The organism is Streptomyces sp. NPDC005263, from assembly GCF_042872365.1.
Classification (GTDB): Bacteria; Actinomycetota; Actinomycetes; order Streptomycetales; family Streptomycetaceae; genus Streptomyces.
On sequence record NZ_JBIAKJ010000001.1, the window covers coordinates 808,796 to 831,447 of the forward strand.

The 22,652-nt window shown below is 71.6% G+C and carries 22 protein-coding genes; 7 read left to right on the forward strand and 15 right to left on the reverse strand.

The genetic code is table 11. The features are described from left to right. Positions 1-10 precede the first annotated feature (10 nt). On the forward strand, positions 11-595 hold the full coding sequence (locus ACFYRY_RS03740; RefSeq protein ID WP_389139596.1) for a DUF4865 family protein: 585 nt from the start codon (positions 11-13) through the stop codon (positions 593-595). Further along, the gene (locus tag ACFYRY_RS03745; RefSeq protein WP_389139598.1) at positions 592-1,500 is read left to right on the forward strand and encodes a phosphotriesterase; all 909 of its coding nucleotides are present in this window, start codon (positions 592-594) and stop codon (positions 1,498-1,500) included. The genes ACFYRY_RS03740 and ACFYRY_RS03745 overlap by 4 nt, the downstream gene beginning before the upstream one ends. 52 nt (positions 1,501-1,552) lie before the next feature. Here the strand turns inward: ACFYRY_RS03745 and ACFYRY_RS03750 are convergent, their stop codons facing one another. The 3 genes from ACFYRY_RS03750 to ACFYRY_RS03760 all read right to left on the reverse strand — a co-directional run bounded on the left by ACFYRY_RS03750 (position 1,553) and on the right by ACFYRY_RS03760 (position 4,012). Further along, on the reverse strand, positions 1,553-2,020 hold the full coding sequence (locus tag ACFYRY_RS03750) for an RpiB/LacA/LacB family sugar-phosphate isomerase (protein WP_389139599.1): 468 nt from the start codon (positions 2,018-2,020) through the stop codon (positions 1,553-1,555). Positions 2,021-2,086: 66 nt separating this feature from the next. Beyond that, entirely contained in the window at positions 2,087-3,325 is a 1,239-nt protein-coding gene (locus ACFYRY_RS03755) for an ROK family protein (RefSeq protein ID WP_389139601.1), read from the reverse strand. A gap of 36 nt (positions 3,326-3,361) precedes the next feature. Further along, positions 3,362-4,012 carry an alpha-ketoglutarate-dependent dioxygenase AlkB family protein gene (locus tag ACFYRY_RS03760; RefSeq protein WP_389139603.1) on the reverse strand — a complete coding sequence of 217 codons (651 nt, stop codon included), beginning with the start codon at positions 4,010-4,012 and terminating at the stop codon, positions 3,362-3,364. A gap of 68 nt (positions 4,013-4,080) precedes the next feature. Here ACFYRY_RS03760 and ACFYRY_RS03765 point away from each other — a divergent pair, with 68 nt between their 5' ends. Then, positions 4,081-5,214 carry a methyltransferase gene (locus ACFYRY_RS03765; RefSeq protein ID WP_389141048.1) on the forward strand — a complete coding sequence of 378 codons (1,134 nt, stop codon included), beginning with the start codon at positions 4,081-4,083 and terminating at the stop codon, positions 5,212-5,214. Positions 5,215-5,247: 33 nt separating this feature from the next. Here the strand turns inward: ACFYRY_RS03765 and ACFYRY_RS03770 are convergent, their stop codons facing one another. Both ACFYRY_RS03770 and ACFYRY_RS03775 read right to left on the reverse strand, forming a co-directional pair. Then, positions 5,248-6,144 carry a ketose-bisphosphate aldolase gene (locus ACFYRY_RS03770; RefSeq protein WP_389139604.1) on the reverse strand — a complete coding sequence of 299 codons (897 nt, stop codon included), beginning with the start codon at positions 6,142-6,144 and terminating at the stop codon, positions 5,248-5,250. Positions 6,145-6,217: 73 nt separating this feature from the next. After that, complete coding sequence (locus ACFYRY_RS03775) at positions 6,218-7,099, reverse strand: SIS domain-containing protein (RefSeq protein ID WP_389139606.1); 882 nt, start codon at positions 7,097-7,099, stop codon at positions 6,218-6,220. Between the two features lie 428 nt (positions 7,100-7,527). Here ACFYRY_RS03775 and ACFYRY_RS03780 point away from each other — a divergent pair, with 428 nt between their 5' ends. Next, positions 7,528-9,363 carry a glycoside hydrolase family 15 protein gene (locus ACFYRY_RS03780; protein ID WP_389139608.1) on the forward strand — a complete coding sequence of 612 codons (1,836 nt, stop codon included), beginning with the start codon at positions 7,528-7,530 and terminating at the stop codon, positions 9,361-9,363. A 106-nt stretch (positions 9,364-9,469) separates the two neighbouring features. Here ACFYRY_RS03780 and ACFYRY_RS03785 read toward each other — a convergent pair whose 3' ends face one another. The 8 genes from ACFYRY_RS03785 to ACFYRY_RS03820 form a co-directional block, all read right to left on the reverse strand. Next, the gene (locus ACFYRY_RS03785) at positions 9,470-10,069 is read right to left on the reverse strand and encodes a hypothetical protein (protein WP_389139609.1); all 600 of its coding nucleotides are present in this window, start codon (positions 10,067-10,069) and stop codon (positions 9,470-9,472) included. Then, positions 10,066-10,932: a carbohydrate ABC transporter permease gene (locus tag ACFYRY_RS03790; RefSeq protein ID WP_389139611.1), complete on the reverse strand. Its 867-nt coding sequence runs from the start codon at positions 10,930-10,932 to the stop codon at positions 10,066-10,068. The genes ACFYRY_RS03785 and ACFYRY_RS03790 overlap by 4 nt, the downstream gene beginning before the upstream one ends. Beyond that, positions 10,929-11,873, reverse strand: a complete 945-nt coding sequence (locus ACFYRY_RS03795; protein WP_389139612.1) for a carbohydrate ABC transporter permease — start codon at positions 11,871-11,873, stop codon at positions 10,929-10,931. The genes ACFYRY_RS03790 and ACFYRY_RS03795 overlap by 4 nt, the downstream gene beginning before the upstream one ends. Continuing rightward, on the reverse strand, positions 11,870-13,153 hold the full coding sequence (locus tag ACFYRY_RS03800; protein ID WP_389139614.1) for an ABC transporter substrate-binding protein: 1,284 nt from the start codon (positions 13,151-13,153) through the stop codon (positions 11,870-11,872). The genes ACFYRY_RS03795 and ACFYRY_RS03800 overlap by 4 nt, the downstream gene beginning before the upstream one ends. Before the next feature lie 87 nt (positions 13,154-13,240). Beyond that, a complete protein-coding gene (locus ACFYRY_RS03805) occupies positions 13,241-14,017 on the reverse strand; it encodes a cupin (RefSeq protein ID WP_389139616.1) in 777 nt (258 codons plus the stop codon). Then, complete coding sequence (locus ACFYRY_RS03810) at positions 14,011-14,931, reverse strand: PmoA family protein (RefSeq protein ID WP_389139618.1); 921 nt, start codon at positions 14,929-14,931, stop codon at positions 14,011-14,013. The genes ACFYRY_RS03805 and ACFYRY_RS03810 overlap by 7 nt, the downstream gene beginning before the upstream one ends. Continuing rightward, a complete protein-coding gene (locus ACFYRY_RS03815; RefSeq protein WP_389139620.1) occupies positions 14,928-16,043 on the reverse strand; it encodes a Gfo/Idh/MocA family protein in 1,116 nt (371 codons plus the stop codon). The genes ACFYRY_RS03810 and ACFYRY_RS03815 overlap by 4 nt, the downstream gene beginning before the upstream one ends. 149 nt (positions 16,044-16,192) lie before the next feature. Beyond that, positions 16,193-16,963, reverse strand: a complete 771-nt coding sequence (locus tag ACFYRY_RS03820; RefSeq protein ID WP_389139621.1) for a class I SAM-dependent methyltransferase — start codon at positions 16,961-16,963, stop codon at positions 16,193-16,195. A 254-nt stretch (positions 16,964-17,217) separates the two neighbouring features. Between ACFYRY_RS03820 and ACFYRY_RS03825 the strand changes: the two genes are divergently transcribed. Beyond that, entirely contained in the window at positions 17,218-18,498 is a 1,281-nt protein-coding gene (locus ACFYRY_RS03825; protein WP_389141050.1) for a sensor histidine kinase, read from the forward strand. Next, positions 18,495-19,142 (forward strand): response regulator, encoded by a 648-nt coding sequence (locus ACFYRY_RS03830; protein WP_389139623.1) that lies wholly within the window; start codon positions 18,495-18,497, stop codon positions 19,140-19,142. The genes ACFYRY_RS03825 and ACFYRY_RS03830 overlap by 4 nt, the downstream gene beginning before the upstream one ends. Before the next feature lie 439 nt (positions 19,143-19,581). On the opposite strand, the gene ACFYRY_RS03835 is transcribed toward ACFYRY_RS03830, so the two are convergent. After that, positions 19,582-20,199, reverse strand: coding sequence for a TetR/AcrR family transcriptional regulator (locus tag ACFYRY_RS03835; protein ID WP_389139625.1), 618 nt, complete (start codon positions 20,197-20,199; stop codon positions 19,582-19,584). Between the two features lie 68 nt (positions 20,200-20,267). On the opposite strand from ACFYRY_RS03835, the gene ACFYRY_RS03840 reads away from it, so the two are divergent. Then, positions 20,268-21,602, forward strand: a complete 1,335-nt coding sequence (locus tag ACFYRY_RS03840; protein ID WP_389139627.1) for an alpha/beta fold hydrolase — start codon at positions 20,268-20,270, stop codon at positions 21,600-21,602. A 38-nt stretch (positions 21,603-21,640) separates the two neighbouring features. On the opposite strand, the gene ACFYRY_RS03845 is transcribed toward ACFYRY_RS03840, so the two are convergent. Further along, complete coding sequence (locus ACFYRY_RS03845; protein WP_389139629.1) at positions 21,641-22,609, reverse strand: helix-turn-helix domain-containing protein; 969 nt, start codon at positions 22,607-22,609, stop codon at positions 21,641-21,643. Positions 22,610-22,652 lie beyond the last annotated feature (43 nt).

Here is a 22,652-nt window from a genome sequence, read left to right on the forward strand (position 1 = left end):
GTTCCACGTCGTGCACGCCATGCAGTACGAACTCACCCTGCCCGCCGACTACGACACCGAGGTGATCCGCGAGCGGGTCCGACGCGTCGGGCATCTGCTCGACGACTGGGAGGGCCTCGGCTTGAAGACCTATCTGCTGCGCGAGCGCGGCGTGGACGGTTCGCCCGTCAACCAGTACGCGCCGTTCTACCTGTGGAACAGCGTGGAGGGCATGAACTCCTTCCTCTGGCAAGGCGCCTTCCAGCGGCTCAGCGACGACTTCGGGCGGCCCTCGGTGCGCCAGTGGACAGGGGTGGCGTACGAGGAGGGCGGCGCCGCCCGTGCCCCCGCGCGGGTGGCGGTGCGACAGCGCCGACCTGTCCCCGACGGCGCCGACTTGGCAGCCGTGATGGACGAGGCCGTACGGGAGACCGAACGGCTGGCCGGGGAGGACGGGGCGGTGCTCGCGGCGACCGCCGTGGACACCGGACGCTGGGAGCTGGTCCGTTTCTCGCTCTGGGAGCACCACACGCCCGGAGCCGAGGGAGATGTGTTCCGGGTGCTCCACATGTCGACGCCGGGGCGTGACCGGATGCGGCAGGGGCGCCAGTGGTGAGCGCGGTCCGCACGGTGCTCGGTGACGTCCTCCCCGACGACCTGGGGGTGTGCGACGCGCACGACCACCTGTTCTTCGGCAGCCCCCAACTGCCCGGCCAGGAACTGCGCAGCGTGCCCGCGGCGCGCGCCGAGCTCACCGCGTTCCGCGAGTTGGGCGGCGGCACCGTGGTGCAGTGGACGCCGTACGGACTGGGCAGGCGAGCCGCCGATCTGCCGCGGCTGTCCCGGGAGACCGGGGTGCACGTGGTGGCCGCGACGGGACTGCACCAGGCCGCGCACTACGACGATGGGGCCCTCCAGGAACTGCGCGGCCGGCTCGCCGAGGTGTTCGTCTCCGAACTGACGGAGGGCATCGGCACCTCGGGGGTCCGCGCGGGGCTGATCAAGGTCGCGGGCGGCTTCCACGCCCTCGACGCGCACGCCCGTTGGACCATGGGCGCGGCGGCCGAGGCCCACCACGCCACCGGAGCGCCCATCGCCGTCCACCTGGAGCTCGGCACCGGCGCCCTGGACGTACTGGACCTGCTGTGCGGCGAGTTGGAGGTGCCACCGGAACGCGTGGTCCTCGGGCACCTCAACCGCTCCCCCGATGCCGAGGTGCACCGGCAGGCCGCCGGGTCGGGCTGCTATCTCGCCTTCGACGGACCGTCCCGTGCGAACCACGCCACGGACTGGCGCATGCCGGACGCCGTGCGGGCGCTCGCCGACGCGGGCCACGGGGACCGGCTGCTCCTCGGCGGCGACACCACGACCGCGGCGGCCCGCGCGGCGAACGGTGGCCCGGGCATGCCGTACCTGCTGCGTCGGATGCGCCCGCGCCTCGCCCTCGCGGTGGGCGAGGAACTGGTGCGGCGGATCCTCACGGAGAACCCCGGCCGAGCCTTCGGCGTCCAGTGGCGCTGACCAGGAAGAGCTACGACCGGTCACCGGAGCCGGGCAGCCCCCTGGCGGGCGGTCAGTGAACCCCGCCGTGGCCGGCCCCGCCGAGGTCCATGTGCTCGATGTGCGCCACGTTCTCCCGGTCGTCGGCGTCCTGGCCGGCCTCGGCGGCGAACCAGGCGTCGAGGATCTCCTCGAGGAGGGGCTCGGAGGTGAGCCGCAGACTGAGGGCCAGGACGTTGGCGTCGTTCCAGCGGCGGGCGCCGTCGGCCGTGTAGGCGTCCGTGCACAGGGCCGCGCGTACGCCGGGCACCTTGTTCGCGGCGATCGAGGCACCGGTGCCGGTCCAGCAGCACACGACGGCCTGGTCGGCGGTCCCGGCGGCCACCTCACGGGCCGCGGTCGCCGAGCAGACGGCCCACCGGGGATCGTCGCCCGGTTTCAGCGCACCGTGAGTGACCACGTCGTGGCCGCGGGTGCGCAGCCGCGCCACGAGGCCGCGCGCGACAGGTTCGTCCATGTCCGAGGAGACGGAGATCCGCATGCGCCGAGCCTACTCGGGGCGGCGGACCCGGATCCTGGAGAGCGCCGAGGAGGCCGGAGCGGGCGGTCAGGTCAGCGCGCCCAGTGGATCGTCCAGCACCGGCTGCCAGGCCAGCTCCGCCGCGCCGACCAGGCTGTTGTGGTCGAGGGTGCAGGGCAGGATGGGGACGCCGCCGCTCTGCCCCCACAGGCTGCGGTCGGCGACGACCGCGCGCAGCCGGTCCGGGTCGGCGTCGAGAAGGGTGCGGTGGAGGCCGCCGAGGATGATGCGGTCCGGGTTGAGGATGTTCACCAGTCCCGCGAGGCCGAGGCCGAGCCGGTCGATGAGCACCTCGGTGGCGGTTCGGACGGACGGGTCGTCGTAGTGGCCGCGGATCAGGTCGTGGGCCTGCTGGAGCAGGGAGACCTCGGGTCCCGGGTCGCGTCCGGCGGCGGTGAGGAAGGCCAGCGGGTCGGCCTCGACGTCGAGGCAGCCGCGGCTGCCGCAGTGGCACCGGCGGCCCTCGGGGTGGACGGTGAGGTGGCCCACCTCCAGTGCCAGGCCCGAACTCCCGGTGTGCAGACGCCCGTCGAGCACCAGCGCGCCGCCCACGCCCCGGTGCCCGGTGGCCACGCACAGCAGGTCCCGGGCGCCGCGGCCGGCGCCGTGCCGGTGCTCGGCGAGCGCGGCGAGGTTGACGTCGTTGCCCGCGAACGCGGGAGGGGTGATGCCGGCCGCGCGCACGCACTCCTGGAAGATCCGGCGTACGGGCGCGCCGACGGGCCAGGCCAGGTGCAGGGGGTTGAGTGCCAGGCCCTCCGGCTCGGCGACGGCGGACGGCACGGCGAGACCCGCGCCGACGCATCTGCGTCCGGTGGTGCGCAGCAGTTCGGCCCCGGCGTCGACCACGGATTCGAGTACCTTCGCGGGGTCGGCGTCCACGGTCTCGCAGCCGGGTGCGGTGGCGACGATACGGCCGCCCAGACCGACCAGGGCCGCCCGGAACCCGTCGGCGTGCACCTGCGCGGCGAGGACCACGGGCCCGTCCTCGGCGACGGCGAGCCGGTGCGAGGGCCGCCCCTGCGAACCGGCCGCGGCGCCGGGCCTGGCGTCCACCCGGATCAGCCCGAGCGCCTCCAGTTCGGCGGCGACCGCACCGGCCGTGGCCCGGGTCACCCCGAGTTCGGCGGTGAGTACGGCGCGGGTCGGCGCGCGTCCGGTGTGCACCAGTTCCAGGGCGGGCCCGAGCGCACCGCGTCCCCGGTCCAACCGCGTCCTCGAGGTGGTTCCTTCCCCCGCCGCCCGGGGGTCCGCCTTCCCGCTCATGAGGGCGAGTCTCCCATGATCCGCATGTGCGGCGGCCTACAGGCCACTGACCCGGAGCGTGATGTTCAACCGTCCGGCGAGTCCCAACTCGGGCGGCGCGCTGCCCGGGTGCACCCGGGGCACCCCGTGATGGGCGAGCCGGGACGGGCCGCCGAAGACGAACAGGTCGCCGCTGCGCAGTTCGACATCGGTGTACGGGCGGGTGCGGGTCTCGGTGTTGCCGAAGCGGAAGACGCAGGTGTCGCCGAGGCTCAGCGACACCACCGGGGCGGGCGACTTCTCGTCGCTGTCGCGGTGCATGCCCATGCGGGCGTCGCCGTCGTAGAAGTTGATCAGCGCGATGTCGTACGCGGCGGCCGGGACCTCCGCGCTGCCGAGCGCGTCGGCCACGGCACGGCGGCCGAGCTCACCCAGCCAGTCGGGGAACGGCTTGACCGGCGCGCCGTCACCGTCGACGACGGTGCGGGCGTAGGCGTACGGATACCAGTGCAGGCCCAGGCAGACCTGGCGGGCGGTCATCGTGCCGCCGCCGGGGGTGCGGACGGTGCGCAGTCCGGCCGGTGGGCGGGCCCATTCCCGGCAGGCCGCCACCAGCTCGCGCTGCCGGTCCGGGTCCAGCCAGTCCGGCACGTGTACCGCGCCGGGCGCGATCCGCGTACGAGATCTGGGGAACAGCTCGGTGTCCATACTCTCCATCCTGCCCGAACAGTCCTGAGCTGCGGCTCGGCTAGCCTTGACGCACGATGACCGACCGTATGACGACGCCCTGGGGCGAGTTCCCGCTGTCCCGTTTCCCCGACGACCCCCGTGACCGGCTGCGTGCCTGGGACGCCTCCGACGAGTACCTGCTGCGACATCTCGCGGACGAGCGGATCCCCCTGTCCGGCACGGTCGTGGTGGTCGGGGATCGCTGGGGCGCGCTGGTCACGGCACTCGCGGCGCACCACCCGGCGCAGATAACCGACTCGTTCCTCACCCGGGAGGCGACCCGGGCCAACCTCGCGCGCCGCGGTGTCGAGGCGGGCTCGGTGGAGCTGCTGACCACGCGGGACACTCCGCCCGCCCGGGTCGACGTCCTGCTGGTGCGCGTGCCGAAGAGCCTGGCGCTGCTGGAGGACCAGCTGCTGCGGCTGGCGCCCGCCGTGCACGAGGGCACGGTCGTCGTCGGCACCGGCATGGTGAAGGAGATCCACACCTCGACGCTCCGGCTGTTCGAGCGGATCCTCGGACCGACCAGGACCTCGCTCGCCGAGAAGAAGGCGCGGCTCATCTTCTGCACGCCGGAGCCGACGCGGGAACGGGCCGGCACCCCGTGGCCGTACAGCTACGCCCTTCCCGACGGCATCGGTGCGGTGTCGGGGCGCACCGTCGTCAATCACGCGGGCGTCTTCTGCGCCGACCGGCTGGACATCGGCACCCGGTTCCTGCTCCGGCACCTGCCGGACACCAAGGGCATGCGCCGGGTCGTGGACCTGGGATGCGGCAACGGCGTCGTCGGTACGGCGGTGGCGCTGGCCGATGCCGAGGCCGAGGTGTTGTTCGTGGACGAGTCCTTCCAGGCCGTGGCTTCGGCGGAGGCGACGTATCAGGCGAACGGCGCGCCCGGGCACGCGGAATTCCGGGTAGGGGACGGGCTGGCGGGGGTGCCGGCCGGGAGCGTCGACCTGGTGCTCAACAATCCTCCGTTCCACTCGCATCAGGCGACGACGGACGCGACGGCGTGGCGGATGTTCTCCGACGCCGAGCGGGCGCTGCGTTCCGGCGGTGAACTGTGGGTGATCGGCAACCGGCACCTCGGGTATCACGTGAAGCTGCGCCGCCTGTTCGGCAACAGCCGGCTTGTCGCCAGCGACCCGAAGTTCGTGGTGCTGAAGGCCGTCAAGCGGTAGCCGGCCCCTCGTCAGGGGGCGGTTTGGGCGTCGTCACCGGGCGGCCGGAGCCTCATGTCGGCCCAGTGTCCGGATGATCTCCGCGACGGTGCGCACCATCGCCTCGCGTCCCACGGTGAGGTAGGAGCGCGAGTCCACCGCCTCGGGGTGGGCGGCGAGGAAGGCCCGGATGGCGCCGGTCATGGCGATGTTGAGGGCGGTGCCGACGTTCACCTTGGCGATGCCGCCCGCCGCGGCCGCGGTCAGTTCGTCGTCCGGCAGCCCGGACGAGCCGTGCAGTACGAGGGGCACGTCCAGCGCCCCGGCCAGCCTCTCGAGGAGGGTGTGGTCGAGGGCGGCGGTGCGTGTGGTCATCGCGTGCGAGCTGCCGATGGCGACGGCGAGCGCGTCCACGCCGGACTCCGCGACGAAGGCGCGGGCCTCGACGGGGTCGGTACGGGCGCCGGGCGCGTGGGCGTCCAGCGGGGCCGCGCCGGGGTCCACCCGGCCGTCCGGTCCGGTCTTGCCGCCGACCCGTCCCAACTCGGCCTCGATCCACAGCCCTTGAGTGTGCGCCCAGTGGGCGGCGGCTCTGGTCGCGGCGAGGTTCTCGGCGTAGGGCAGCCGGGAGGCGTCGTACATGACGGAGCTGAATCCGGCGCCGGCGGCCTGGCGCAGCAGGTCGTCGCTCTGGACGTGGTCGAGGTGCAACGCGACGGGAACGGCGGCGCGTTCGGCCGCGGCCACGGCGGCGCGGGCGAGCGGGAGCAGGCGTCCATACCTGAACTTGACCGCGTTCTCGCTGACTTGGAGGACGACGGGGCTGTCTTCCGACTCGGCGCCGGCGACGACCGCCTCGACGTGTTCGAGGGTGATGACGTTGAAGGCGGCGACGGCTGAGCGGGCCGCGGCGGCGCGGGTGACGAGCTCGCCGGTGGTCGCGAGGGGCACGGCTGGTCCTTCCCTGGTCTTCCGTGGTTCGGGGCTTCCGGGGACTTCCGGCATTCCCGGGGTTTCAGGGGTTTCAGGGGGCGAGGATCACCGAGCGGGTGAGGTGGCGCGGCCGGTCGGGGTCCAGGCCGCGGGCCGCGGCGACCGCCACGGCGAGACGCTGGACGCGGACCAGTTCGGCGAGCGGGTCCAGGACGCCCGCCACCCATGATCCGCCGGTCGCCCGCACCTGCTCGGCCAGCCCGCCCGGCGCCTCACCGAGCATCCAGGTGGCGGTGCCGCGGGTGGTGACGCTGATGGGGCCGTGCCGGTACTCCATCGCCGGGTAGGCCTCGGTCCAGGCGAGGCAGGCCTCGCGCATCTTCAGCCCCGCCTCGTTCGCGAGGCCCACGGTCCAGCCGCGCCCCAGGAAGGTGAACTGCGTGGCCTCGACGAGCCCTTCGGGCAGCGGGGTGGTGAGCGCCGTGCGGGCGTCGGTGACGACGGTGTCGGTGTGCAGGCCGAGGTGGGCCCGGAGCAGGGTCAGGGCGGTGGTGGCGAACCGGGTCTGGACGACCGAGCGTTCGTCGGCGAAGTCGAGGACCACGAGGTCGTCGGCGGCCGTCATGACGGGGGTGTGCGGGTCCGCGGTGATCGCGGTCGTGCGTGAGCGCCCCTTCAGCTCCCCCAGGAGTTCCAGTACTTCGGTGGTGGTGCCGGAGCGGGTGAGGGCGACCACCCGGTCGTAGGAGCGGCCGTGCGGGAACTCGGACGCGGCGAAGGCGTCCGTCTCGCCCTGCCCGGACGTCTCACGCAGCGCGGCGACGGACTGCGCCATGAAGTACGAGGTTCCGCACCCGACGAGCGCGACCCGCTCCCCCGGCGCCGGGAGCGCCCCGCCGTGTTCGGGCGCCTCAACCGCGGCCCGCGCCCAGCACTCGGGCTGGCTCGTCAGCTCGTCCTCGACATCGGTCATGCCGTACCTCTCCTACCGCTTCGTTCCATCGCGTTGATTTTTCTTGCAAGATATAGCCTTGTTTCAAACATAATCAAGCATACGAGCAAGGTGAGTACGCCTGAGCCGCCGGGACGGGCGCGGTCGATCGGGCCCGGCCGGATCACGAGACGGAGGTCGCGGTCAACGGGCCGCTGTGCGGGCAAGCCGGGAGAGTGATCGTCGCCGATGACTCGGGCACCCCGGGCCGCCGGGCCTTCGCCTGGACCCACGCGGCCGACACGGCCGACACGCAGGTCACCGGCGCGACGGCGGATCCGGCCAGGGTGCCGGTCCGGGAATGCGGGAGCGCAATTGATCGCGGTCCAGTGGTGTTACCGGCCCCGCGCTGTCCCCGGCCGCCTAAGCTGAGGCTGAGGCCGAGGGACGTGCCGGGCATGGAGGCTGCGATGGATGAACAACCGACCACACAGCACGTGTCTGGGGGCGGACGGTATCTGCCGATCGCCGAGCACGGGCTGATCGGCGATCTGCGCAGCGTGGCCCTGGTGGGCACCGACGGGACGATCGACTGGTACTGCTGCCCCTCCTTCGACGCGCCGAGCGTCTTCGCGTCCATCCTGGACACGGACAAGGGCGGCCGCTTCGAGCTGGCGGCGACCGTGCCGGCCACCACCAAGCAGTTCTACTTCCCCGACACCAACGTGCTGATCACCCGGTTCTTCACCGAGGACGGCGTCGGCGAGGTACAGGACTTCATGCCGGTCGACGGCGGCTCGGTGGAGACCGAACGCCACCGGCTGATCCGGCGGGTGCTCTGCGTGCGGGGGTCCATCCCGTTCCGTACCCGGGTGGCACCACGCTTCGACTACGGCGCCGAGCCGCACACCGTGCGGCTGGTCGGCGACGTCGCGGTGTTCGAGTCCGCGAAGCTCTCGCTCGGACTGACCGCGACCGTGCCGCTGGAGGTCGACGGTCTGGACGCGCGCGCCGACTTCAAGCTGTCGCAGGGCGAGTCGGCGGTGTTCGCGCTGGACCAGGTGGGCGGCGAGGTGACGCCGCGCCGGTGCGCGCGGACGGAGGCCGAGGAACAGTTCACCACCACGGTGGCGTACTGGCGGAAATGGCTCTCCGCGTCCAAGTACCGCGGCCGCTGGCGGGAGATGGTGCACCGCTCGGCCCTCACCCTGAAACTGCTGACGTACGCGCCGACGGGCGCGATCGTGGCGGCGCCGACCACGAGTCTGCCGGAGCAGATCGGCGGGGAGCGCAACTGGGACTACCGGTACGTGTGGGTGCGGGACGCCGCGTTCTGCGTGTACGCGCTGCTGCGGCTGGGGTTCACCGGCGAGGCCGAGGCGTTCATGAACTTCGTGACCCGGCACGTCAGTCCGGGCGACGGCAAACCCTCGGGCCCGTTGCAGATCATGTACGGCATCGACGGCCGTACGGATCTGACGGAGCGCGAACTCGACCACCTGGAGGGGCACCAGGCTTCCGCGCCGGTGCGGATCGGCAACGCCGCCGCCGAGCAGCTCCAACTGGACATCTACGGCGCACTGATCGACTCGATCTACCTCTACGACAAGTGGGCCAAGCCGATCTCCAGCGATCAGTGGGACGACGTGTGCGCGCTGGTGGACTGGGTGTGCGACAACTGGGACCAGCCGGACGAGGGCATCTGGGAGACCCGCGGCGGCCGCAAGAACTTCCTGTACTCGCGGCTGATGTGCTGGGTGGCGATCGAGCGGGGCATCCGCATGGCCAACCGGCGGGGTCTGCCGGCCGATCTGAACCGCTGGCGGGAGTCCCGCGACGCCATCTACCGGCGGATCATGAGCCGGGGCTGGTCCGAGACCCGTCAGGCGTTCGTGCAGCACGAGGACGGTGACGTGCTCGACGCGGCGGTGCTGATGATGCCGCTGACGAAGTTCATCGCGCCCACCGACCCCAAGTGGCTGTCCACCCTGGACGCCCTCACCCAGGAACTCGTGTCCGACTCGCTGGTCTACCGTTACGACCCGCAGGCGAGTCCCGACGGGCTGCGCGGCGACGAGGGCACGTTCTCCATCTGTTCGTTCTGGTATGTCGAGGCCATGGTGCACGCCGGGCGGATCGACGAGGCGCGACTGGCCTTCGAGAAGATGCTCACCTACGCCAACCATCTCGGTCTGTACGCCGAGGAGATCAGCCACACCGGCGAGCAGCAGGGCAACTTCCCGCAGGCGTTCACCCATCTCGCCCTGATCAGTGCCGCCTTCAACCTGGATCGCGCGCTCGGCTGACCTGGCCGGGGCGGCCGCGGTGATGGTCCGGTCGGGGACGTCCCCGACCGGACTTGACCCATTCACCCCCCGAGCGGCTCCACACCGCCGGTCTCCTGACGAGGCATCAGCTCTCGGGCCCCCCTGCCGATCGGACGTCGACAGCGGTGAGCGCCAACGCCAGCGGTCCCGGCGCGAGAAACGCGAGCGGGACCATCATCCACGCGCACAGGGCGGCGGTCGCCACCGCGAGCAGCACCAGACCACAGCCACCCGGATCCCGTACGACGTCCCTCGCCGCCCCGCGCACGGCGGCCGGCCAGTCGATGAGCGACTCGGGGCGGGCACAGGCCCTGAGGCCCACCACCAGGGCGCCGGTGCCGATCGCGCCGGCCACCACCGCGAACAGCGTCGCCCCCGGCAGCCCGGCCCCGGCCAGCGCCAGGTCCGCGACACACAGCAGCGCACCTGCCAGGGCAACGGCGCCGGCCGCCAGATCGCCCACCCGCAGCCGTCGCCGCAGGACCTCGACGTACCGCCCCGCGGTCGCGGGGCGCCCCTGCCCCACGCCCCGCAGCACCGCGCACGCGGTCGACAGGGCGGCCGGGGCGGTCAGCAGCGGCAGGCAGGCCACCGCCGTGGCCAGGCCGACGCTGAGCACGTCGGCGAACAGGGTCATCCGGGGCCCGAACAGCTCACCCGGCTCACGTGTCCGTTCCGAGCTCATCCCTTGACTCCGGAGCTGGCCATGCCCTCCACCAGGAACCGCTGGAAGGCCAGGAAGAACAGCACGATCGGCAGCAGCGCGATCACCGACATCGCGAACATCGGGCCGAACGACGACTGGCTGGACGCGTCCACGAACGACCTCAGGGCGAGCGTGAGGGTGAACTTGTCCGGGTCGAAGAGATAGATCAGCTGGGTGAAGAAGTCGTTCCAGGTCCAGATGAAGGTGAAGATCGCCGTGGTGATCAGCGCGGGCCGGGTGAGCGGCAGCACGACCTGGAAGAAGCTGCGGAACGGGCCGCACCCGTCGATACGGGCCGCCTCCTCCAGCTCACGCGGCAGACCACGCATGAACTGCACGATGAGGAAGACGAAGAACGCCTCGGTGGCGAGGAACTTCGGCAGGATCAGCGGCCAGTAGGTGTTCACCAGGCCGAGCTGGTTGAAGATGATGTACTGCGGGATCAGCACCGCGTGATGCGGCAGCATGATCGTCGCGATCATGAAGGCGAACAGCGGGCCCCGGAAGCGGAAGCGCAGCCGGGCGAAGGCGTAGGCGGCGAGCGAGCAGCTGAGCACGTTGCCGAGGACCGCGCCGCCCGCGATCAGCAGCGAGTTGGACAGCAGCCGCCAGATGGACACGTCGTTCACGCCGTCCATGGCCGTCGTGTAGTTCGACCACTCCAGGTGGCTGGGCAGCAGGTCGAGACTGGCGATGACCTCGTCGGCGGGCTTGAGCGAGGTGGCGAGCAGCCAGGCAAGCGGGTACAGCATGACCAGCAGGGCGGCCAGGCAGCCGAGGTGCAGGGCGACACGTCCCCAGCGAACGGGCTTGCGGGAAGCGGTGGTTGAGACGACGGTCATCGGTCCCCCTCGGACGCGTAGAAGACCCAGGAGCGCGAGGTGCGGAACAGGACCGCCGTGACGACACCGATGACGAGCAGCAGCACCCAGGCCATGGCGGAGGCGTAGCCCATGTGTGAGGCGACGAAGCCGCGGTCGTAGAGGTACATGGTGTAGACGAGGGTGGAGTCGGCGGGGCCGCCCTTGCCGGCGCTCACCGCGAACGCGGGCGTGAACACCTGGAAGGCCTGGATGGTCTGGAGCACCAGGTTGAAGAACAGCACCGGGGACAGCATCGGCACGGTCACGGACACGAACTGGCGCCATTTTCCGGCCCCGTCGACGGCTGCCGCCTCGTAGAGCTCGGCGGGTATCTGTTGCAGGCCCGCCAGGAAGATGACCATCGGGGCGCCGAACTGCCACACCGTCAGCAGCGCCACGGCCAGCAGCGCATAGCCCGGCTTGTTCACCCAGCCGCCGGTGCCGAGCAGGTTGTCCACCGTGCCGCCGTCGTTGAAGACGGCCCGCCAGACCAGGGCGATGGACATGGAGGCGCCGAGCAGCGAGGGGGCGTAGAACGCGGACCGGTAGAAGCCCTTGCCGCGCTTCATCGACTTCAGGGCGAGGGCCACGACCAGGGCGAGCGCGAGTTGGAGGGGCACGGCGACGACGACGTACGTCAGGGTCGTCATGACCGACCGCCAGTAGCGCGGGTCCTCGGTGAACATCTGCGTGTAGTTGCGCAGGCCCACCCATCGCGGAGGGTCGAACAGGTTGTAGTCGGTGAAGGACAGGTACAGCGACACGGCCATCGGCAGCAGGGTGAGGACGCTCGCGCCGAGGACCCACGGGGACAGGAACACCCAGGCGGCGCCCTCGCGTTCGCGTTTGGGGCGGCGCTTCGGGGCGGTGCCCGCCCGCGTCGGGCGGGCCGGGGGCGCGGGTATGTCGGTGGTGGTCATGACCTCAGCTCCGCCTTCGCCTCGGTGACGTAGTTCTCGGCCGCCTCGCGGGGCGACATGCGCTCGTACGACACCTGGTCGTAGTCGCGCTGGAAGGTGGTCTGCAGGGCGTTGTCGCCGGAGGGCGGGGCCTGCGGCGGATCCTTGAGGGTGCCTTCGAGGGACGACTGGAAGTCGGCGACGGTCTTGTCGAAGTCCTTCAGCTGGGACGCGGTGTTCTCACGGATGGTCTCGTTGACGGGGATCCCACGGGTGGCGCCGAGGATCTCGGCGGCGTCCTTGTCGTTGAGGAGGAAGTCGACGAGCTGCGCCGACTCCTTCGGGTGGCCGGTGTTGGCGGAGACACCGAGGAACATCGACGGTTTGAAGTACTGTCCGGGCGTGCCGTTCTCACCGGCCGGCATGGGCGCGAGGGCGATCCCGGTCGGGACGAGGGCGAGGTAACCGCTGGACGGAGCGTCCCAGTTGGTGTCCGAGATCGCCGTGCCCCGCCCGAGCGGGGTGTTCTCCACGGACCCGTCCAGCTGGGTGGTCTGCTCGGCGGGCGAGACGGCACCTTCGCGCCGGAGCCGGTCGGCGAAGGTCCACCACTCGGTCAGGTCGTCGGCGGTGAACCCGAGCCGGCCCTCCTTGGTGTAGAGGGCCTTGCCCCGGCCGCGCAGCCAGACCTCGAAGGCGTCCTCGCTCTGGCCCGGGTCGGTGGCTCCCGGCTTGCCCGTCCGCTTGGCCAACGCGCGTACGGACTGCGCCCAGTCGTCCCAGGTCCAGCCCTGGCGCGGGAGCGGAACGCCGGCCTTCTTCCACGCCCGCGCGTCGTAGACGACGGTCTCCGTGCCGCGGCCCTGCGGGACGGCGTACTGGGTGCCGTCCACCCGGCCGGTGGCCAGCAGGCCCGGGTCGATCTCGGACGTGTGCAGAACGGACTTCTGTTTCGCCAGGTCGAGCAGCACCCCACCGGAGGCGTACTGGTCGATCTGGCGGTAATCCAGCTGCATCACGTCGGGCGCGTCGCCCCCGGTGGCCTGCACCGCGAGCTTCTGCTTGTAGGCGTCGTAACCCGAGAACGACGTCTGCACCCGCACGTTCGGATGGCGCTTCTCGAACAGGGCGACGGCCTGCTGGGTGCGTTCCGCGCGGTCGGGGTTGCCCCACCACGTGTACCGCAGCGCGACCTTGCCGCCGCCGACCGACTCCCCGGATCCTCCGCATCCGGCCAGCACCGCACAGAGCGCTAGTGCGGCGGCCGATGCGCAGAACCCCTTTGTCCTGTGTCCGGGCATGCCGAGGTCACCTCATCCCTTCCTCGGACTTCTCATGACGGCCCCCCACGCCCCCCTCGCCCCCGGGGTCTTGCTACTCGCCCTTCCTCATCCCTGTTCGCCCTGGTACGGCAGCGTGGTCCCCGGCAGCGCGTACTCGTCCCGTCGGCCGCACATCCCGAAGCCCCCCAGCCGGGTGGGCGCGGCCTCGTACGCGGTCGCCTCGCCGAGATAACCCGGCGCGTCGTCCTCCAGCGCGTCCAGCTGGGCGCCGGTGCGTTCGGCGGTGGCCAGCGCACCGGCCCGCCACAGCTCGCGCCAGGCCGGCACCTTGGCGCGTACCAACCGGGCGGCGGCGCGCTGGAAATCGGCGTAGGGGCCGTTGTCGCCGGCGACGAGGGACTCCCGCAGGCCGAGGTAGCCCTCGACGGCGAGGTCCCGGCGGCGCCGGGCCGCCGCGGCGGTCTCCGGTCCGGTGCCGGGCGGGAGCGTGGCCGCCGCCGCGTACCTGTCCGGGTCCGCAAGCACCTCGGGCGGGAAGGTGAAGACGGCGTCGCCCGCCTCCGGCAGACCGCTGTTCTGCATCAGCACGGTGATCCGCAGGTCGCCGCCCTGCACCATGCGGTGCACGGTCCCCGGGGTGAACCAGGCGACCGATCCCGCCTCCAGGGGGATGTCCCGGTAGCCGTCGGGACTCAGGGTCTGCACCGCGCCCCGGCCGCCGGTGACGACGTAGGCCTCCGTGCACACCAGGTGCAGGTGCGGGCTGCCGCCGCACACCCCGTCCGCCGCCTCCCAGTCGTAGGCGCTCAGGTGGGACAGGCCCACGGCGCCGGGCAGCGGGTGCGGAAGGGCCGACTTCGCGGCTGCGGGCCCGCTCACCACGGCAGCCCCTCCAGGTACGTGCCGACGCGGTCGCCGTCCCAGGCGCCGTCCGCGACGATCACCCGGTAGCGGTAGGCGAAGGACTCGCCGGGCGGCAGCTCGAACTCCTCGAAGAACGCCCACGAGAACGCCACCGTGGGGAAGGGCTCCGAGCGCACGAACCAGTGCGAGGCGTGGACTGCCGACGTCTCGTCGAGGTTCTCCGGGGCGTGGGCGAAGACGAGGGTGGAGTGCCCGTCGGTCTCGTCGTGCTCGGTGGTGAAGGCGAGCCACGGGCCCTGGGAGCCCATCAGCTTGTCCGCGTCGGTGTCCGGGGCGAAGACCGTGCCGCCGGTGAAGTCGCGCGGTCCGCGCCACTGCAGACCCGTGTAACCGGCCATCTCACGGCCGGCGGTGGTCGGGGAGCCGAAGACCAGCGGTTCGTCCCGCAGGTTCGTCAGCCTGATCGACCAGTCCAGCGCCCAGGACCCGGCCTCCTCGTCCACCGAGTGGACGGCGAGACCTCGCTCCTCGCGCGCCCACTCGGCGCCGCCGTTCTCCACCCAGGTGAGTGCCTCGGTGAAGGCCAGCCGGTCGTCGTCGACCGTGAACGCGGGGAAGCCGTCGTGACGCATCGAGCCGACGCGCTCCGGGAGGGGGAGATACCCCTCGCCGTGCACGTAGCAGTTGCCGCCCCAGAAGTTCTGCCCGGACAGATGGCTCGCGGTCATCTGCAGGCCCTTGTGCCAGCGGTGGTCGTTGGGACGGTAGCCGGTCACCGTTCGCCCGGCGAGGGTGCGCACCGGGTGGGCGTAGGGCTTCCGGGACTCGAAGGCCTCGGGGTCGGGGCGGTAGACGTAGCGGAGGATCTCGGTGCCGTCCGCGGCCTCCACCGCGATGTGCTCGCCGTGGACATGGCTGACGCGGATGCTCATGCGCGCTCCTTGGGGGCCCAGTGGGGGTGGTCTCCGTGCATGGCCGGGTAGAACGGGTCGCCGGGGCCGATCTCCCCCGCGTGCACCGGGTCGCCGGTGAACGCCGCTTTGTAGAGGGCGGCGGCGAACTCGAGGGTGGCGCGGGCGTCGGCTCCGCTGGTCGGCGGCCTGACACCGTTGTCGTACGCGTCGAGGAGCGCACCGAGCTGTGCGGTGTGGGAGCTGGGCACGTCCTCGGCGGGGGCGCTCCAGGCGGCGGCGCGCTCGGCGGGGACGTGCGGGGCCGGGGTGTAGACCCAGTCCTCGTTGCGGTGGCCGTAGAGGTGGGTGAGCTCGACGGTCGCGTCCGCGCAGTCGATGCGGACGCGGCTGACCTCGTCCGGGGAGAGCACACTGTTGACGACGGTGGCGAGGGCGCCGTTCTCGAACCGGACCAGGGCCGTGGAGACGTCCTCGCTCTCGGTGTCGTGCACCAGGCGTGCCGCCATGGCCCGGACCTCCGTCCAGGGGCCGAGCAGGTGCAGCAGCAGGTCGTACTGGTGGATGCCGTGCCCCATCGTGGGGCCGCCGCCCTCGGTGGACCACTTTCCGCGCCACGGCACCGCGTAGTAGGCGGCGTCCCGGTACCAGGTGGTCTGGCAGTGAGCGACCCGGGGGGCGCCCAGCTCGCCGCTCGTGATCAGTTCGCGGGCGTGCACGGCGCCCGAGCCGTAGCGGTGCTGGAAGACCACGGACGCGTACGCGCCCGACGCCTCCTCGGCCGCGGCGATCTCGTCGTACTCCGCGAGCGACAGGGTCAGCGGCTTCTCGCACAGCACCCAGGCGCCCGCCTTCAGCGCCGCCACCGTCTGCTCCCGGTGCAGGGACGGCGGCGTGCCGATGAGGACCAGGTCGGGACGTACGGCCTCCAGCATCGCGTCCATGGAGGTGTATCCGGCGACCTCGCCGCCCGCCAGTTCCCGGAACCGGTCGAGGCGGTCCTGGTCGACGTCGACGGCGGCGACCAGTTCCGTCCGGTCCGCGTGGGCTCTGAGCGCGGGCAGATGGCTGCCGCTGACGATGGCACCAGTACCGACCACGGCGACGCGGCGACGGGCTGGGAGCGGGGGCATGCGGTACTCCTCGGACAGCTTCGAAGCAGACGCAGAAAGCGCTTGCTCCGAGGGAGCCTAGGGGGCGGGGAATGTCCGGACAACCCCCTGCGGTGATGTGGGAGCCGCTTTCACCACCACGACACCCCCCACCCACGGATCGCCGCCTTTCAGTGGGTGACGCGGATCTTGGACTGGCCGTGCGGGAGGTCCTCCCAGTCGTCCATGAAACGGGCCCGAAGGCCGTGCCGCTCGGCCAGGGCGAGGAGCGTCTCGGTGCGGTAGTAGAAGTCCTCGCGCAGGACGTGGTGTTCCTCGCCCTCCGTGCGGTCGAAGGTGAAGTCGAACCAGCCGCCCGGCGCGAGCACCCGGCCGACATGGGCCAGGCACTCCTCGATCACCGGGAGGGGCGAGTGGGAGAAGACGCTGTGCGCGTGCACGACGTCGAAGTGGGCGTCGGGCAGGAAGCCCAGTGTCAGGTCGCGTACCGGGGTCAGGGTGGGCAGTCGCTGTTGCAGGCCCATCTCCACGATGGTGTCCTGCGCGGAGACCAGGATGTCGGGCGAGATGTCGATGCCGTGGTAGTGCCCGGCCTCCAGGTGCCGGATGAACCGCCAGCCTCCCCGCAGGTTGCCGCATCCGATCTCCAGCATGCGGTGCTCGGGGCGTAGACCGTGGCCGACCAGGTAGTCGAACTGCATCGCTCCGAGGGCCAGCCACCGCTCCCGGTTGCGGCTGCCGACCGCCGCGTCGGGGTCGGCCCGGGTGTCGGAACGCATCACGGCCCGGTAGTAGGAGACGTGGTCGGTGTGACGGCGGCGCAGCCACATGTCCCGGGTGGCGCGGGCCAGATGGCGCGGGACGCGGTCGGGGTGACGCAGGGCGTAGCCGATGCGGTGGCCGAGGGCGGCACGGTTGACGGTGAGGTTCTTGCCGGGCATGGGGGCTCTCCTGCTTCCGGGTTGCTGGGTGGTGCGGGCCGTGCCACCAGCCTCGGTGCGTGAGCGGGGTGTCCGGCTCGGTCGACAGGATCGGGTCCGGGTGCGGATCGGACGGTGCCCATGTCAGCCGATCGGTTGGTGCGGAGCCGCGCCCGGCGCGTTAGACACGGAGGGTGAACCACTCCGATCCGACCGCCCCGGACGATCCGACCGATCCGACCGATCCGGCCGATCCAATCGACGCAATCGACCCAATCGACCCGGACGATCCGACCGATCCCACCGATCCGGACGAGCGTTGGCTGGCCACGACCGTCGATGTCGCGTTCCTCCTGCTGCTCGGCTCCTCGCTCGTCCGCTTCCTGACCCGCGACCAGGGCGGGCCCGGTACAGGGTGGGTGGTGACGCTGTTCGCGGGCTTCGGTCTGCTGTACGTCCTCGGGCGGGTCCGGGCCCCGGCCCCTCGCCCCGGCTGCGCGCCCACGCCCCGCCATCTGGTCTGGCTGGGCTCGGTGTGCACGGTCTGGGTCGCCCTGCTGGTCCTCGCGCCGAGTGCCACCTGGTGTGCGATGCCGCTGCTGTTCGCCGGTCTGCACGCGCTGCCGCCTCGGCTGGCCCTGCCGCTCGCCGGCGTCCTCACCGCTCTGGTCGTCGTTTCCGAGGTGCGTGGGGCGGACGGCTCGCTGAATCCGAACATGGTCGTGGCGCCCCCGGCCGTCGCCGCGGTCGCCACCGCCGTACTGGTCCATCTGCAACGTCAGGGAACCCGGCAGCGCGCCCTGATCGAGGACCTGGTCCGCACGCGCCACGACCTCGCGGCCACCGAGCGGCGAGCCGGTGTGCTGGCGGAACGCCAGCGGCTGGCGACGGAGATCCACGACACCGTCGCGCAGGGCCTGTCCAGCCAGCGGATGCTGCTCCAAGCGGCCGAGCGGGTCTGGCGGACGGACCCGGACACGGCCCGCGCGCACCTTCGCGACGCCGCCGCGATCACCTCCCGCAGTCTCACGGAGGCCCGCCGGTTCGTGCACGACCTGGCACCGGCCGACCTCGCCGAACACGCGCTCCCGGGCGCGCTCGCCCTGCTCGCGGAACGGGACCGCACCCCGGGCCTGGCCGTGGAGTTCCGACTCGACGGCGATCCCGGCCGACTGCCGGAGCGGGTCGAGGCGGCGCTCCTGCGCATCGCCCAGGGAGCGCTCGCGAACGTGCGCGAGCACGCGGCCGCGACCCGGGCCGCGGTGACCCTGACCTGCTTGGACGACCAGGTCTCCCTCGACATCGCGGACAACGGCCGCGGCTTCGACGTGGACGGGCCGCGCTCCGCGTCCACCCCGCACGATCCCCTGGCCCCGGAGGCGGTCCGGGAGCGGGGGCACGGGTTGCCGGCCATGCGCATCCGGGCCCGGCAGGCGGGCGGCACGCTCACCGTGGAGTCCGTCCCCGGCGAGGGCACGGTCGTGTCGGTGGCCGTCCCCCTGGCACCCTTGGCCTCCGCGCACCCCTCCGCCCCACGCAAGGAGCCCGTTCTGTGAGTACGCCGGTGCCCGCACCGCCCGTCCGGCTGCTGCTGTGCGACGACCACGCCGTGGTACGTGCCGGACTGCGCGCCCTGCTCTCCAGTGCCGAGGGCATCGACGTGGTCGGTGAGGCGGCCACCGGTGAGGAGGCGCTCGCCATGGCGGCCCGGCTTTGCCCCGACGTCGTTCTGATGGACCTCCAGCTCGACGGCGGCATGGACGGCGTGACGGCCACCCGGCGTCTGACCGGTGACGGCACCACGGGTCCCCGGGTCCTGGTGCTGACCATGTTCGACACCGACGCGGACGTCACCCGAGCCATCGAGGCAGGCGCCACCGGCTATCTACTCAAGGCCGAACAACCCGAGGAACTGTTCACCGCGATCCGTGACGCCGCCTCCGGCCGCGCCGCCCTCTCCTCACCCGTCGCCGACCGGCTGCTGACCCGCCTGCGCAGCCCGCGCCCCACCCTGTCCGCACGCGAACGGGAGATCCTCGAACAGCTCGCCCGCGGCCTGGGCAACCGGGAGATCGCCCGGGCCCTGTTCATCAGCGAGGCGACGGTGAAGACCCATCTCGGCCGCATCTACGGCAAGTTGGGCGTGGAGACCCGGGCCGGGGCGGTGGCGGTCGCCAAGGAGAAGCGACTGCTGGCCTGATGACTCCCGCCGCTGCCGGAGCCGTCGGGACAGCGTCGGTGATTGCCTGCGTGACGGGACGACATCGAGGTGTTGACCGGACTACCGAGCGACGCGCCGGGCCACTGCGCATCCCTCAGTCGGCCCAGCCAGTAGATGGTGCGCACCCGAACGAGCGCTGCCCCGTCCTACAGATGGATCCCCGCCAGAGGCCACGCCTCATCGAGATCACCCAGAACCTCCGAGAGCGCATCCGCGAAGCCCGCGCCGACGGCTGGCTCGGCGAGGTCGAGGGACTCCAGGTCAGCTTCACGCTGCGATGGCCAGGCTCAACAGCCTCAACAGATCTCCGACCGATGGCCGGCCGCAGCTGGTCGACCTTGGCATGCCGGTCTTCACCGACCACGCACCCTCTCCCCGGCAGGGACCGGGAGGGCCCCGCTAACCGGCCCTGATCCTGTCAATGAGCGAGTTCTGCTTGGCGAAGGCCGCGGAACACCTCCGGGGTCGTCCATCCGCGCAACGTGGCGTGAATCGCCGAGCGGAACGCGGCCTCGGCCGTCGCGGCGTCGAAGGCCCCGGCCAGTTCAAGAGTCACCAGCCCGTGGAGGGTGGCCCAGATCGACAGTGCGATCGACGTTGCCTCGCCGACGAGGACGGACGCTGTGACGGCGCGATCGATCGCCGCGAGGAGCGGACGGATCGGGTCACTGGCACCGACCTCCCCCGCCGGGTCGAAGGACTGCACACCACCGAACAGCACCGTGTACAGGTGGTTGTGTCCTCGCCCCCAGCGACGATAGGCGACGGCCAGCGCGTAGAGGTCGGCGAGCGGGTCCGCGGAGGTCCGCACCGCCGACACGTCCTGGAACAGGCCGGCGACGGCTCTGTCGCGCACCGCACCGATCAGCCCGTCCTTACCGCCGAACAGGGAGTACACCGCCGTCGTCGACGCCTCGGCGGCAGCGGCCACGGCGCGGACCGTCAGCGACTCCCGCGGACGGGTGGCGAGCATCTCGGTCGCGCACTCCACAAGCCGCTCTTTGACGGCCTCGTCGTTTGTTCTCGGCCTACCCACGGCCAGCAGCCTACCTCCTCTGATAACGTCGTTTTGAAACACCGTTCTGAAACTGTCGGAGGTCCGCCGTGCCCACGTCCGCCATACGTCTCGTCCGCTTCGCCGGACGCTTCCTACTGGCCCTGGCCGCCGTCACGATGCTGGTCGTCGTCTTTCTCGCACTGACCGCCCTCACAGATGGGGCAGGCTCGGGGCTCGCCGCGTGGTTGACGACCCTTGGAGTCGGAGCTGTCCTGGCGATGTGGCTGGGTCGGCGCCGCACTTGGCCGGCGCGGCTCGTGCCGTTCCTGCCGGTGGTCGTCGCGGCGGCATTGACGGCGTCGGTCTGTATCCCGACCGTGCCGACGGCCCGGCGATACCCGCCCGCCCTGCCCTTCGTGGCCACGCAGCACTGGAGCCTGGCCACAGGCAGCCGGGTAGCGGTGTACCACTACCCGCCCGCGAACCCAGGCACCCGGCATCCCATCCCGCTCGTGTACCTCAACGGCGGACCGGTCCGCGGCATCTCGGTGCTCGACCACCGGTTCCTGCAACTTCTGGCACGCCAGGGCTACGACGTCTACGCCTACGAACAGGCCGGTGGCGGACGAAGCGACCTGCTCCCCATGGGCCAGTACACGATCTCCAGGCCGGTCCGCGACCTCGCAGCCTTCGTCGACCGCCTGAACAAGGGCAAGGTCGACATCCTCGGATTCTCCTCAGGCGGAGCCATGCTCACCCGAGCCCTGGCCGACCCGGGCGTCGCCGCACGCTTGCACCGGGCGATCATCGCTGAGCCCGGCCCCATGGACGGCCCCACCGCACGCGTCGCCGGGCACAAGGGCCGAAAATCCGCACGGGGCCTCGCGCCGGCCATGACCGGACCGCGATCGACGCACGTCCCCCGGTACGCCGTGGCATTCGGCCTCATGCGACTCGGACTCCTCACCCCCGACACCGGACTGATCGGACAGGCCGAAGGCGACAACGCCTTCACCGCCGCAGACCTCGGCAGCGACACCGCATCCGCCTACTGCGCTCGCGACGCGCACCGCATCCCCGCCGAGGACACTGCGCAGAACTTCTCCTTCAGCCCCGCGGCCAGCCTCCGCATCCAGCAGACGGTCAAGGACTCACCCTCCATCGCCACGCACCTGAGGCGCTCCCGGACCCCCGCGATGCTGATGATCGCCGAGTGCTCCTCCCAGGTTCGTCAATGGGAGACCACCGTCCTTGCCAATGCCCCGGCCGTCCAGCGCACGCAGTACATGCCCGGAGTCGGACACCACATGTGGAACGGCCTCGACGACAACAACGACCGGGCCGTCGCCGTCATCACCGCCTTCCTTCAGGGCAAGCCGGCACCTCTGCCGAACTACCCGACCCGCGACGAGATCCCTGCTTTCCTGCGCGACCACAAATGAGTCCGGAAAAGGTGATTCCCCGCGGTGGCGAGGGGGCCCTACCCGCGTCGGTGTTCCACGGCAGGAGGGGCGATGCCCGAACCGGTGTCCTGACGGCCAGAACGCGACTCACTCGTCGCCAGTCCCCGGATCCCCTTGCGGAAGTCGATCGGGGAACGCCCCGTGCGTTGCGCGAAGTACTTGCTGAACTGGGAGGCCGTGACGAAGCCGAGGTGGTCGGAGATCTGCGCGGCACTCTCGTCGCCGTGCGCCAGCAGACGCTTCGCCTCCAGCACGACCCGGCGGTCGATGAACTCCTTCGCGCTGAGCCCGGCGTTGGCCAGGGTCGCCCGGGCGAGGGTACGGCCCGAGTAGCCGAGCATGCGGGCGTACTCCTCCACTCGTCGGGTGGCGGTGAAGTGCCGTTCGACCGCGTCACGGAACCGCAGGTAGGTCTCGTCCGGCTCCGGAGCGGGGCTGCCGACCGGGACGGTGAGGTGGGCCAGTCGCAGCAGGAGGACGGCGAGGAGGTGGCGCAGGGCCGCGATGTGCGCGTCGAGCGGCAGGTGACCGAGCGCCTGGAACTCGCGGCTCAGGTGTTCCGCGGCCATGGTCACCGCCTCGGCGTCGTCGGCGACGGGGGTGGTGACGACGGGTGCGTGCGGGTCGTCGACACGGGCGGTCGTTGCCGTGGCCGCGTCCAGCACGTCCTGCTGGAAGAGGATCAGAGTGCCCTCGGCCTCGGTCAGGTCTCCCCACTGTTGCACCTGTCCCGGGCGCACCCACAGCCAGGAGCCCGGTCGTAGGGCGTAGCCGTTGAAGTCGACGATGTGCCAGAGGTCGCCCGCGGTGAGCGTGAGCAGGTGATGGAAGTCGGGGCGCTGGGGCCGGGTCAGGGCGCACCCGGAGACGCGCCGCCGTAGCTCCGCCAGCGACATGACCTCGACACCGGCGGGCGTGCCCGCGGGCGCGGAGAACGGGATCTCCGGGATCTCACGCGGAGCATCATGTCGGTTTTGGGCCATCATCAGTCGGAAGTTTATCCGGCTTCCTCCCCGCGCTCTCCGTACG

Excerpts from the sequence above, each read along its gene's own strand:
- ACFYRY_RS03815 (WP_389139620.1), bottom strand. The coding sequence starts at position 16,043 with ATGCCCCCGCTCCCAGCCCGTCGCCGCGTCGCCGTGGTCGGTACTGGT.
- ACFYRY_RS03775 (WP_389139606.1), bottom strand. The coding sequence starts at position 7,099 with ATGACCGATGTCGAGGACGAGCTGACGAGCCAGCCCGAGTGCTGGGCG.
- ACFYRY_RS03810 (WP_389139618.1), bottom strand. The coding sequence starts at position 14,931 with ATGAGCATCCGCGTCAGCCATGTCCACGGCGAGCACATCGCGGTGGAG.
- ACFYRY_RS03795 (WP_389139612.1), bottom strand. The coding sequence starts at position 11,873 with ATGACCACCACCGACATACCCGCGCCCCCGGCCCGCCCGACGCGGGCG.
- ACFYRY_RS03820 (WP_389139621.1), bottom strand. The coding sequence starts at position 16,963 with ATGCCCGGCAAGAACCTCACCGTCAACCGTGCCGCCCTCGGCCACCGC.
- ACFYRY_RS03755 (WP_389139601.1), bottom strand. The coding sequence starts at position 3,325 with ATGAGCGGGAAGGCGGACCCCCGGGCGGCGGGGGAAGGAACCACCTCG.
- ACFYRY_RS03800 (WP_389139614.1), bottom strand. The coding sequence starts at position 13,153 with ATGCCCGGACACAGGACAAAGGGGTTCTGCGCATCGGCCGCCGCACTA.
- ACFYRY_RS03790 (WP_389139611.1), bottom strand. The coding sequence starts at position 10,932 with ATGACCGTCGTCTCAACCACCGCTTCCCGCAAGCCCGTTCGCTGGGGA.
- ACFYRY_RS03765 (WP_389141048.1), top strand. The coding sequence starts at position 4,081 with ATGACGACGCCCTGGGGCGAGTTCCCGCTGTCCCGTTTCCCCGACGAC.
- ACFYRY_RS03785 (WP_389139609.1), bottom strand. The coding sequence starts at position 10,069 with ATGAGCTCGGAACGGACACGTGAGCCGGGTGAGCTGTTCGGGCCCCGG.
- ACFYRY_RS03750 (WP_389139599.1), bottom strand. The coding sequence starts at position 2,020 with ATGCGGATCTCCGTCTCCTCGGACATGGACGAACCTGTCGCGCGCGGC.
- ACFYRY_RS03845 (WP_389139629.1), bottom strand. The coding sequence starts at position 22,609 with ATGATGGCCCAAAACCGACATGATGCTCCGCGTGAGATCCCGGAGATC.
- ACFYRY_RS03780 (WP_389139608.1), top strand. The coding sequence starts at position 7,528 with ATGGATGAACAACCGACCACACAGCACGTGTCTGGGGGCGGACGGTAT.
- ACFYRY_RS03760 (WP_389139603.1), bottom strand. The coding sequence starts at position 4,012 with ATGGACACCGAGCTGTTCCCCAGATCTCGTACGCGGATCGCGCCCGGC.